At 62.6% G+C, this 11,999-nt stretch carries 9 protein-coding genes; 3 read left to right on the plus strand and 6 right to left on the minus strand.

The features are described from left to right. The first annotated feature begins 154 nt into the window (after window positions 1-154). Window positions 155-1,810, plus strand: a complete 1,656-nt coding sequence (locus R2N11_RS12510; RefSeq protein WP_316681275.1) for a GGDEF domain-containing protein — start codon at window positions 155-157, stop codon at window positions 1,808-1,810. A gap of 20 nt (window positions 1,811-1,830) precedes the next feature. On the opposite strand, the gene R2N11_RS12515 is transcribed toward R2N11_RS12510, so the two are convergent. Next, complete coding sequence (locus R2N11_RS12515; protein ID WP_316681276.1) at window positions 1,831-3,216, minus strand: ATP-binding protein; 1,386 nt, start codon at window positions 3,214-3,216, stop codon at window positions 1,831-1,833. A 303-nt stretch (window positions 3,217-3,519) separates the two neighbouring features. Between R2N11_RS12515 and R2N11_RS12520 the strand changes: the two genes are divergently transcribed. Continuing rightward, a complete protein-coding gene (locus R2N11_RS12520; protein ID WP_316681277.1) occupies window positions 3,520-4,017 on the plus strand; it encodes an acyl-CoA thioesterase in 498 nt (165 codons plus the stop codon). A 20-nt stretch (window positions 4,018-4,037) separates the two neighbouring features. Here R2N11_RS12520 and R2N11_RS12525 read toward each other — a convergent pair whose 3' ends face one another. The 4 genes from R2N11_RS12525 to R2N11_RS12540 form a co-directional block, all read right to left on the minus strand. Continuing rightward, the gene (locus tag R2N11_RS12525; RefSeq protein ID WP_316681278.1) at window positions 4,038-5,429 is read right to left on the minus strand and encodes a sensor histidine kinase; all 1,392 of its coding nucleotides are present in this window, start codon (window positions 5,427-5,429) and stop codon (window positions 4,038-4,040) included. 189 nt (window positions 5,430-5,618) lie between these two features. Beyond that, window positions 5,619-6,371: a class I SAM-dependent methyltransferase gene (locus R2N11_RS12530; protein WP_316681279.1), complete on the minus strand. Its 753-nt coding sequence runs from the start codon at window positions 6,369-6,371 to the stop codon at window positions 5,619-5,621. Window positions 6,372-6,474: 103 nt separating this feature from the next. Then, window positions 6,475-7,383: an amidohydrolase family protein gene (locus R2N11_RS12535; RefSeq protein WP_316681280.1), complete on the minus strand. Its 909-nt coding sequence runs from the start codon at window positions 7,381-7,383 to the stop codon at window positions 6,475-6,477. A gap of 58 nt (window positions 7,384-7,441) precedes the next feature. After that, a complete protein-coding gene (locus R2N11_RS12540) occupies window positions 7,442-8,686 on the minus strand; it encodes an MFS transporter (protein WP_199031110.1) in 1,245 nt (414 codons plus the stop codon). A 202-nt stretch (window positions 8,687-8,888) separates the two neighbouring features. Here R2N11_RS12540 and R2N11_RS12545 point away from each other — a divergent pair, with 202 nt between their 5' ends. Continuing rightward, entirely contained in the window at window positions 8,889-9,548 is a 660-nt protein-coding gene (locus R2N11_RS12545; RefSeq protein WP_199031111.1) for a response regulator transcription factor, read from the plus strand. Here R2N11_RS12545 and R2N11_RS12550 read toward each other — a convergent pair. Then, window positions 9,515-11,614, minus strand: a complete 2,100-nt coding sequence (locus R2N11_RS12550; protein ID WP_316681281.1) for a sensor histidine kinase — start codon at window positions 11,612-11,614, stop codon at window positions 9,515-9,517. The genes R2N11_RS12545 and R2N11_RS12550 overlap by 34 nt on opposite strands. Between the last annotated feature and the right edge of the window lie 385 nt (window positions 11,615-11,999).

Here is an 11,999-nt window from a genome sequence, read left to right on the forward strand (position 1 = left end):
CGCGTTTACCCATCGCAGCGGCGCAGCCGATACACTGGCAAAAAAGAAAAAACAGGCATAAACGGACGGGGGAGTACAACGTGAACCAGCCAGCCGGCGGCAACCTCCGTCGGCATTCTCTCGGACATCGCGGTGGGCGTCGGGAGCGCGGATCATGCTGATTGCCGCGCTGGCTTGTGCTGCCCTCGTTTCCATTGCCTTGATCGGCCTGTCATGGCCGCGCCGCGACGACGCGGAAGTCTCCGCCTTCATGCTGCTAGCGCTGGGCACTGCATTGTGGAGCGGCGCGCGGCTCATGGAGGTGGTTACCTTCGAAATGCCCGTTCGCGTGGGCTGGGCCAAGGTGGCCTACCTCGGGATCATGATGGTGCCGGCCGCCTGGCTGCGCCTCGTGCTTGGCCTCACACGGCCCGAACTGAATACATTGCCGGTCGTGCGCGCAGGTTGGGTGATCGCGCTGCTCGTGGCTGCGGCCTTCCTGGGGCTGGTTGCCACCAACGAACTGCATCACCTTGTCTGGCTGGATGCGCGTTTTGTCATCATCGACGGCGTTCAGCGGGCCGTCTTTGACCATGGGCCGGTGTTCTGGGTTGGCACCGCCTACAACTACGTGCTGCTGGCGATGAGCCTGGTGCTGCTGACGTTGCCCACCAGCGACACCGTCAACGTGCTGTACGCCCACGCCGCCACGCGCACGCAGGTGCGACTGGCACTCGTTGGCGGGCAGTTGCTGCCGCTGGTTGCCCATCTGGCCTATCTGCAACGCTGGACTACGGCCCTGGGCGGCGATCTCACACCCGCCACCTTCGCCATCAGCACTGCGCTGCTCGGTTGGGTGGTGCTGCGCCCGCGCCTGCGCGATACCGCCGCCTATGCGCGCGGCAAGATCATCGAAGCCATGCGCGATGGCTGCATCGTATTGGCCCGTGACGGAACCATCGCCAGCATCAACGCTGCCGCACGTTACCTGCTGCCCACTGCGCGGCTGCACGCGCCGCCGCCCGATGTGCTGAACGTGCCGAGCATCCTGCGCGAGTTTGAACGCACACGCTTGCCCAATCGCCATCAGGTTTGGCTGCATGACACGGGCCGCACGCTGGAGATCACGCTTGAGGGGCTGATCGATGCGCGTGGCCGGCACACCGGCGTTTTCCTGCTGTTGCGCGACGTGACGGTCGAGCAGTTGCAGCGTGCCGGCATGGTCAGTGCGCAAGATGCACTGCGCGGCGAGCTGCAGCGCACGCAGGCCAAGCTCAGCCTGCTCGAGAACGACGTCAACCGTGATTCGCTCACGCACCTGTTCAACCGCCGCTTTTTCGAGATGCAGGCACCGCGCCTGCTTGACCACGCGCGCCGCGACAGTCGCCCCGTCACGCTTGCGCTGTTCGACATCGACTGCTTCAAGCAATACAACGACACCTACGGCCACCTGCAAGGCGACGACTGCTTGCGCATGGTGGCCGACACGCTTGTCATGGCCTGCCGCCACCCCGATGATTTCATCGCCCGCGTGGGCGGCGAGGAATTCATCGCCATGTTGTTCGACCTGAACCTGGATGATGCGCGCAGTGCGGTGGCGCGTGTGGTGGCCACGGTGGCTGAGCAGGCGCGCCCGCATGCGGCATCCACGGTGGCGCCGTACGTAACGCTGTCAGCCGGCGTGGTGGCCGTGACGCCAAATGGCGAACGCCTGGATGTGCTGTTCGAGCACGCCGATACGGCGCTCTATGAGGCCAAGCGCAACGGGCGGAATACGTTCCGTTTTCATCAGGCTGCGCCGGGGTTGCGCAGCGTCTCAGGCGGGGAATAAGTCGGCAGCTCCAATCAGACTCAGATTGAGGGTGCTTTAGGAAACCACATTGAGAACAGCGCGTACTCCCCCACGACGGATTCACATTGAATGTCGCCGTCAAATGCCTGCATTACGCGTCGGCAAAATGTAAGCCCAATGCCTGAGCCCTTGCCATGCTGCTTGGTGGAGAAGAAGGGATCGAAGATGCGGCGTTGAATCGTGGGGGGGATACCCGTCGCGCTGTCGCGTACCTCCAGAACGTAGCCGTTTTCCGTTTGTCGGCACGCAATCTCGACACGTCCTTTGCGTGCGATCTGAATGGCGTGCAGTGCGTTCTTCAGAAGGTTGAACAGCACGTAGACCAGCAGGGTGTTGGAGCCGATGAAACGCCAGTCTGCGTTGAACTCGTGGACTTCCACGAGTTCCCGTTCCCCTGACTGGAATGGGTATTGGTCCAATGCAATGTCGACGCATTCGCGCAGCGAGTGGGTGACGAAGGTGCGGCGGTCCAGTTGCTCCAGTGTGACCGAAGCCAGCGCCATGTCGATTACGCCATGCGCTGAAGCGACTTCAGTCGAGATGGTTCCCGCCAGCTTGGACACGCGCTCCAGCATGCCCGGATGAGATGGCGGTTGACACAGGCCGTGTTCGACCGCGAGCCGGTATCCGTGGAAGAGTTCGGGCCATGCCCGCGCGATTTCCGCAGCCTGCAGGCGGATGGTCGTCAGCGGCGTGCGTACTTCGTGCGCGACGGTGGCCGCGAGCGCGTAGGGCCGCATCAGGTCGAACATGATGATGCCGACGGCGATGGTGCCTGGGGCAATGGCCAGCGGTAATACACCGGGCGGGTAGATCGCCATGCCGTAGTTTGTGGCGTAGTCCACCGCTGACAGAGAAATCAGCCCGATACCAAACAAGCAAGTCCGCAGCCGCTTACGTTTCTCGGCTGTGGCATGTTGTTGGCCCACATACAGCAACCACATGCTGCGCGATACCAGCGCCAGGGTCTGGGCAATGTGCACCGCCTCAAGTGGGCCAGCCTTGGGATAGAAACCGAAGTGGAAATGCTGCACGCCTGCGATGACCAGATCGCCGCTGAGCAGGAGTGCAATGAGCACGACATCCAACGCATACGCCGTGATCAGCCAGCGTCGCTGCTCCGGATATTCCGCCACTTCCGTCGCAAAATGGTAGAGCGTGGTGGGCAGCACAAGAATCGCCACCCAGCCCGCTTTGGCCAACATCTGTGCGGTACCGATGTCGCTCGCCTGAAACAGGAAGGCCCACAGCCCCTGCCATATGCTGATAAGAACGGTCAGGCAGAAAAATACCCGGCCCGCCCGCGTTTTCCAGCGCGTCGTCAGCACATGGATGCCGCAGAGCAGGAAGAGAGACGAAACAAAGATCGGTAACAGCGCGTACATGGCATGTGAGGCCGGTCAGAGGGCGATATTCACGACGCAAAATGTCGACGGTTCTCAAACGTAGCGAATCACTGCGGGGTTTGCATGCGGTTAGGAACCATGTGTTTTAAGCGATTCGACTTGGAATGGTCTGTGCTGCTGCCATGCGCGGTGTGGTACATCGAAACAGCAATGGAGCGTATCGCGTGGGGTAATCAATTTGCCTGTTACAAAGCTTAACGAGCGTCGCAAGAATGGGAGTGTGCGCGGGTTTCCGCGCATGCGCGGCTGCCGCATGCAGTCAATCCATTCACGGAGCACACAATGCCGACAGGCCAATCCATTGACGCAGTTGTTGATCAGTACCTGCGCAGCGCAGATCTTTCCGTCCCATTTTCTGCACATCAGACTTTCCACCATGCTTTCGACGTGTATTTGAAAGATTCCAACGCTTTTTCCAACACCTATTTCTCTCGCTATTTCGAATGGCAGGGGGTAGCGCGTGAGCGGTGGTTTTATGAGTGCATCGATGCAAACCTGGTGGGCGGCAATCTGATCTTCATCACAAAGCGGGCGCATCAGGAGTTTGTGCAGGAGACGTTTCCGTTCCAGCGGGTCGACTGCTATCTGAATACGTTCCGTGTTCGATCGTGCTCTGCGTATCTGGTGTTCCGCTTCATGTCCGGCGGGCGACTGGTGTCGCTGGGGTATCAGCAGATTGTCATCGCGAGCACGGATCGCAACATCCAGCGCATACCGGCGCACATCATGCAGCGCGCCAAGCAGTATGAGTTGCTGGAGCCCGCGCAGATGGCTGCATAACGCTGTAGCGTAAAGCCTTGCTAAATCGTTGAGGGTTGGGGAAACCGCATGGAGAACAGCGTGTATTCCCCGACTACCGATTCGCATTGAATGCGGCCACCGAACGCATGCATGACCCGGCGGCAGAACATCAGGCCCACGCCGGCCCCCTTGCCGTGGTGCTTGGTGGAAAAGAACGGATCGAAGATGCGGCGAAGCACCTTCGGCGGAATACCGGTCGCATCGTCACGAACTTCCAGCACATAGGCATCGCCGTCGCGCCGGGCGGAAATTTCGATCTGCCCTTTTCGGGCGATCTGGATGGCGTGCAGGGCGTTCTTGATAAGGTTGAACAGCACATACATCAGCAATGTATCCGACCCGACGAAGTGCCAGCCGGCGTCAAACTCGCGCACGCGAACCCGTTCGCGCTCGCCCGGTTGGAACGGGTATTGCGAGACCGCCATGGCAACGCAGCCGTGCAACGAATGCGCGCTGAACGTGCGCTTGTCGAGGCGTTCCAGCGTGACAGAGGCCAGCGCCATTTCAATGATGCTGTGTGCGCTGGCAACCTCTGTGCTGATTGCGCCGGCCAGTTTGGACACGCGTTCGAGCATGGCCGGCGAAAGCGGTTCTCGGTCATTGCACAGTCCGTTGTCGACGGCCAACTGGTAGCCTCGGAACAGATCGGGCCACGCGCGCGCGATCTCGCTTGCCTGCAGGCGGATGGTTGCCAGGGGTGTGCGGACTTCATGCGCCACCGTAGCGGCCAGTGCATACGGATGCATCAGGTCGAACTTCACGACGCCAACCGCAATGATGCCTAGGCTGGCGGCGATGAAGATCACCCCTGGGGGATAGAGTGCGACACCGTAGTTGACCGCGTAGTCCGCAGCGGAGAGGGTATAGAGCCCCAGGCCGAACAGGCAGACCCACAGGCGCTTGCGCTTTTCTGCCGTGGCATGTTGTTGGGCGGTATAGAGCAGCCACGCACTGCGCAGCGCCAGCACCACCGTTTGGGCAACATGAACGGCTTCCAGCGGGCCGGCCTTCGGATAAAAGCCGAACGGGAAATGCCAGACGCCGGCAATTACCCAATGGCTGCCCAGCAGTAGCGCGATCAGCGCTGCATCGAGCGTGTACGAGGCGACGATCCAGCGGCGCTCCTCCACCTGCTCGGAGATTTCCGCCATGAAGTGATAGAACGCCGTCGGGACAATCAGAATGGCGACCCAGCCGAGCTTTGCCAGGACGTGCGCCACGTCGGCATCGGAGGTCTGAAACAGGAATGCCCACAGCCCCTGCCAGAGGCTGGTGAGCGCGGTCATGCTGAAGAACGCCAGGCTCGCACGTGTCCGACCGCGTGTGCTCAGCACATACACGCCGTAGAACAAGAACAGCGACGAAACGAAGGCGGGGAGGAGGGCGTACATGACGGTCGGAGGCCGGCGCAATGCGCCGGGTACCACTACCGACACGGACTGTCGGCGACCCTCAAGGTTACTGGCTTTCTAGGCCTTCGCGCACGGGTTTCGATGTCACATCTTTTTCATTCTGGCTTAAATGAAATCCAAAAAAGGGGGCTCCGCAAGGCCCCCCTCGAACGGATGGCACTAAACGTACTAGACCGCTTTGATCATCATCGCGTCGATGGCAAACGAATGGTCGGGTGCCACGGCAAAGTACTGGCGGGCTTCGTCGGCGGCGCGGTCGAACAGGTCGCGGATGGCATCAGCGCGCACCTGCGGCGTGCGGATGCGGGCAATCCACGTGTCGAACTCCATCGTCAGCTTCCAGGTGTGTGGCGTGCCTGGCTGAAAACCCGCTTCGGCCAGCATGGCTTGCCATTCGGAGACACGGTAGTCGCGCACGTGTGACGCATCGCGCAGCACCTCGGCGGTCTGGAGCAGTGTGTCGAGCAGTGGGGCTTCCGGCGCAACGATGTCGACGATGACAAGCGTGCCGCCGGGTTTGAGCACACGGCGCGCCTCGGCCAACCCGGCGCGTACGTCGTACCAGTGGTGGGCGGAGAAGCGCGTGGCGACGATGTCGAATGCGCCGTCGTCGAAAGGCAAGGCCTCTGCGCGGGCGGCTTGCGTGTGGAGCTGCTTGAGGCCGCGCCTAGCAGCTTCGGCCGCCACCACGGCCAGCATGTCTTCCGACAGGTCGACAGCCACCAGGGCTGCCACATGCGGCGCCATGGCAAAGCTCACGTGCCCGCCGCCGCTGCCGAGGTCGAGCACCTTGGCATGCGGCATCGATTGCGCCAGGGTGGCCAGCGCTTCCAGGTCGGCTCCCTGGGCATGGACGGCACTGGTCAGATAGGCTTGGGCCACCTGGCCGAATTGCTGGTCGACGAGTCGATGCTGCTGCATGGCTGCTCCTGTGTTCTTGTGAGGGCGAGGAGCGGCCAGTGTAGGAGCGTGGCCCGTGCAGCGAAATTCGCGATTGGCGAAATGGGGTATCGTGCCGGCCGTCTTAGACGAAGCGGAACAGTTGTGCCGGCGTATCGACCAGCACTTGTTTTCGGTCGGCTGCGTTGGGCAGCAGCACGTCGCCGAACGCCCACATCTTGTCGTAATTGATGCGCGACTCGTATTGCGTGTGCGGCCAGTCGCTGCCCCAGACCAGGCGGTCCAGGCCCAGTGAATCCTTCAGGCGCGGCATGGCAGCGATGGCAATGGCTTCACCACGTCCGTTGTCACCGTTTCGATACGCACCCGAAATCTTCACCCACACGCGGCGTGTGCGGCCAGCGGCGAGCAGCGCGCCAAAGCCAGGGTCATCCAGGCCCAATGCCGGTTCGGGGCGGCCAAAGTGGTCAACCACCACGTTCACCTGGGCTTCCAGCAGGGGCGGCAGCAGTGTGGGCAGGCGACGGGCTTCCACATGCAGCTCGACATGCCAGCCGAGCGCATGCAGGCGTGCGAGCGCGGTTTGCCACACGGGCGATTTCAACTGCGGGTCCGGCGCGCCGATCAGATTCAGGCGGATGCCGACGATGCCCTCGGTGCGCATCTGCGCGAGCAGGGTCTCGGGCGCGGTTGGGTCGATGACGGCCACGCCACGCAGGCGCTGCGGTGCCTGCCTGAGCGCGGCCAGCAGATAGCTGTTGTCGGTGCCCAGAAAGCTCGGCTGAATCAGCACGCCGTTCGACAGGCCGTGCGCGTCGAGTTGCGCGAGGTAGGCAGACAGCGGTGCGTCATAGCCCGGCGCATAGCGGCGCGCATTGGCCAGCGGCAGGCCACGCTCGAACACGTGCGCATGGGTATCGATGCCGGTCATGCGTGCTGTACTTTCACGCGTGCCGTTGGTGGCGCACCCGGCAAGGGCAGTGGAACCTAGCATGGCAAGCAACCCGGTGTTGAAGGCGCGGCGAGTGGGCATGGGGTCTCCTGGCGGCGACGGGTGAAGGGCGTCGGGCACATGGTGTTGTTGTTGGAAATCAAGCAGTGACAGCGGCGAGATCGCGGCCGCGTGTCTCGGGCAGCATCAGCACCGCCACCGCAACAATCGAATAGGCGATGGCCGCGTCAATGCCAATGGCCGTGCCGAGCGACATTGATGCGCTCATCTTGCCCACCAGCACCGGGAAGGCGGCAGACACCACGCGGCCGAAGTTGTAGCAAAAGCCTACGCCCGTGCCGCGCACGCCGTGCGGGTACAGCTCGTTGAACAGCGCGCCCATGCTGGCCGGAATGCCGGCGGCAAAAAAGCCCAGCGGAAAGCCCAGCACCAGCATCGCGCCGTCAGACAACGGCACCAGCAAATACACCAGCACGGTGACCACGCAGCAGCACGAGAACAGCAAGATGTTGCCGCGCCGGCCGATCACGTCCAGCAGCCATGCGCTGGCCACGCAGCCGCACCAGAATGCGAAGATGATGACCGCCAGGTAGCCGCCGGTGCCGAGCACAGACAGGTGGCGCTCCGTCTTCAGATACGTCGGCAACCACGTCATCAGCGCGTAGTAGCCACCGTGTGCGCCCACGCCCAGCAGGCCGCCGATCAGCGTCATGCGCAGCACCTGCGGGCGGAAGATGTCGAGCAACGGAAAGCGTGACACCGGCATCGCATCAGCCTTCACTTCCGTCTTGGCAACCACGGGTTCTTGCACGCCCCGGCGGATGTAGATGATGAGCAGCGCTGGCAGCAGACCTGCGGCAAACATCACGCGCCAGGCAAGGTCCGGTTCGATGAACGAATACGTGAGCGCATACAGCAGTACCGCCGCGCCCCAGCCCACGGCCCACGCGCTCTGCACGGTGCCCATGGCCTTGCCGCGATGGCTGGCGCGAATGCTCTCGGCCATCAGCACGGCGCCGGCGGCCCATTCCCCACCAAAGCCGAAACCCTGGATGGCCTTGAGCACCAGGAACTGCTCGAAGTTCTGCGCGAAGGCCGAGGCGAATGTTGCGATGGAAAACCACAGCACCGTGATCTGCAGCGTGCGTACGCGGCCGAAGCGGTCGGTTAGCGCACCGGCAATCCAGCCGCCCAGTGCCGAGGCCACCAGCGTGACGCCCGACACCAGCCCAGCCTCGGTCTTGTCGATGTGCCACGCCGCAATGATGGTGGGAATGACGAGGCTGAACATCTGCACGTCGAGCGCATCGAGTGCCCAGCCGCCAAAGCACGCCCAGAAGGTGCGCTTCTCCCCTTTTGAAATCTCCTTGAACCAGCCGAACATGCGGTCTCCTCCAGGTGACGTAAGCGATACTCGAAACACGTATTGCTCTAGTCATATATATGAATAGATGAATTCTAGGGCTAACTGTCAAACGACGCAGTTGGTGTTAACCCCCTCAGGGCGGGGCGGGAGGACTCACGGCGCCCTAAAGTTTCTAATGACTTGACCGTATTGCGTGTCAGGGCAATTTTTCGGTTTGGATATGGGAACGGTACTGTTGCTTGAGGACGAGGTCGGGTTGCGCGAAGAAATTGCGGCCTTCCTGACAAAACGTGGTTGGACCGTCAGCCAGGCCGGTACGGTGGCGGAGTTTCGAGAACTGGCATTGCAAGCCAGTATTGCCGTCGTCGACGTGATGTTGCCGGATGGCAATGGGTTCGAGGCGGCCAGTTGGTTGCGGGAGCAGCAGAACGGCTGCGGCATCGTCATGCTGACCGCCCGCGGTGACACCCAGGACAAGGTTGCAGGCCTGGGCGGCGGTGCTGACCACTATCTGGTTAAGCCGATCAAGCTTCTGGAACTCGATGCGATCCTCCGAGCGCTGAGCCGTCGGGTGGTGACAAACTGGCGCCTTGAGCGGCAGGCTGGGGCGCTTGTGGCCCCACAGGGCAGCCGCCTTGAGGTTTCTTCCAGCGAGAGTCGTCTGCTCGAACTCCTCGCGCGTCATCCGACGCAGCCAGTCAGCCGCCGTCAGATTGCAGAGATCTTGGGCTACGAATGGCTCGACTATGACGAGCGGCGGCTTGAGACGATGGTCAGCCGCCTACGTCAACGCTGGCGCAACGTCGCGGGTACTGTGCTGCCTCTCAAGACAGCCCATCGCCTTGGCTACGCTTTTGCGGAGCCGATCTCGTTGGCCTGAGATCCAGCCGCGATCGCCGGCAGGAAAATGGTCACGCGGCAGCCGCGCCCCGGCGTGCTGTCCAGGCGCAGGCTGCCCTCTTGCATTTCGACCATACGCCGGGCCAGCGGAAGGCCCAGCCCGGTGCCGGGCTTCTGGCCCACGTTCTGGCCTCGATAGAAGCGCTCGAAAACGTGCGGAAGATCGGCCGGCCCGATGCCTGGCCCGTCATCCTCCACCTGCAGTTCAACACCATCGCTCAACCGCTTTCCGCGCAGCACGATGCGGGTGCCCCGGGGCGTGTACTTCACGGCGTTGTCGGCGAGCGTGCGCAGCACCAGGCGCAGCAGGCTGGCATCGCACATGAACGCTTCGTCCAAGTCTTGTGTTTCGACTTCGAGGCGATGCCCTTCCGACAGCAAGCTGGCGGCAGCGGCGGCGTCCTTCATGAGGATCGCCAGATCAGTTGGCGCCGCGTGGGAGCTGTGCCGCAGCAGTTCGAAGCCATCCTCATGCAGTGAATCGTTCAGCAGCACGGTCAAGCGCTGTGTGGCGCGGAGGATCTTCTGGTAGCGAGCGGTGGTCAGCGGGTCGGCGTGCGGATCATCCAGGTCGAGGTTCTGCGCGGTGGCGTCGATCACGGCCAGCGGCGTGCGCAGCTCGTGCGAGACCGTGGCCAGGAATTGCCGCTGCTCTTCCTGTGCGCGGCGCTCGAGGGAGAGCGCGCCCTCGACTTGCGCCATGGCTTCGCGGAGCTCTTGTGTGCGCAACGCAACCTTGGTTTCCAAGTCGCGCTCGGCTTGCCGCGTGACCCGCAATGCCTCGGCTTGGGCGGCCTCTTTCTCGCTGCGCAGATCGGTGTAGCGCCAAGTGATGGCCGAATTCATGATGAGCAGGAACGCCACCATGCCGATGTAGTTGGCATTGTCGACAAACAGGCCGGGTGCGATCCAGCCGTCATTGCGCGCCAGGCGCAGGGCGGTCCCGCCAAGCAGCAGGAAAAGCACCAGAAGCAGCACCCTGGCGGTCTTGTGGCCGTGCCAGGTCATCCAACCGGCAACGGCCATCAGGGCGCCGATGATGAGCGCCTGCCAGAGCAGGTATAGCGGACGAATCCACCAGACATTGTCGAACAGCAGCCAAGGGGCAGAGGCCAGGGCCACGACCCAGGTCGTCAAGGAAAAGCCAATCGCCCAGCGCCGCAAGCTCGATTCGAACAGGCCGAGGTAATGCGCCATGAACAGCGCGCCCAGCGGCACCGCGCAGAACCAGCTCACCACGTAGAGCCCATCGTTGAACAAAGGCCAGTTGCTCAGAAGGTACTGATAGGTGAAACCCTCTGCGCCCAGCGAGGTGAGCAGGTTGGCAAGCACGGTCAGGCAGAACAGGCCGAACGAGCTGTTGCGCGTCACCCAGTAGAACCACCCGCTGGTAATCAGCAGCACCAGGTGCGCCGCATAGAACAGACCGAACAGCAGCAGTTCGCCGTCAATGAAGGAGATGAAGGCGTCGGGTGACCACAGCACCATGGGAAAGCTCATCGTGCTGGTGCTGCGCACACGCACATACACGGTAACGGGCTGCTCGGCCGGCAGGTTGAGCAGGAAAACCGGCGTGCGGTGGGAGATGTCGCGCCCTTCGACCGGTTGCCGGTCGCCGGCGACATGCGCGCGATAGCCGCCGCCCGGCTCAGGCGTGTAGAGGGTGACGTCGTCGAGCAGGGCTGAGTTCAACTGCAGCAGCCATTGCGGTGACGCGTTCGCCGGCCGCAACAGCGTGATGCGTAGCCACGCGCTGCCTTGCCGGTAGCCCAATGCTGGCTGCGTATTCTGTACGCGGAAAGCCGCGGCGATGTCGGGCTGCGTCATCTGCTCGACGGCAAGCTTGTCCTGCGGATCGAGCAGCAGCGCCCACTGGCGATTGAGCTCGACCTTGCCCGAGACCGGCACGCGCAGTTCAGCCTGGGCCGTGCCCGGCAGGAGGGCTGCCAATAGCGCGATGAAGATCGACCACAGCAGGGCGGTGCCTGCGCGCGCATATTCGTGACACCGGCTGTTGTGCCGTGTCCACCACCTACCGTTCTTCAAACCTTCCTCCAGTCACGCGCTGCCTCACTGCCATACCACTGAGCTGTGCGGCGCAGAGGCGCCTGCCGCCGCCGCGGGACTATAGCCCAAGCGCGGGCACTTCAGGCGCCCAAGGCGTCCATGTCAGAACTTGTCAGCTTTGCTTGCAGCCTGCTGGCTAGAGTGGGTACGCATGCGATATGGGGCAAGACCGGTACCTAGCTACTCGATCCGGTCGACTTCAATGTCGCGGTTTCCGGAGGTGAGCTTTCCGGCACGACGCTGAGCCCGCGGTTGGCGACAGCGACAAGAACTGAGATGGGTGGTCAAGACCGGTTTGCATAGCGCGAGCGTTTTCATGGAAGGCACGGTCTTGATGCGCGCTGGCCCATGCCCGAAACCAGCC

The organism is Ralstonia flaminis (assembly GCF_958415495.1).
Classification (GTDB): domain Bacteria; phylum Pseudomonadota; class Gammaproteobacteria; order Burkholderiales; family Burkholderiaceae; genus Ralstonia; species Ralstonia flaminis.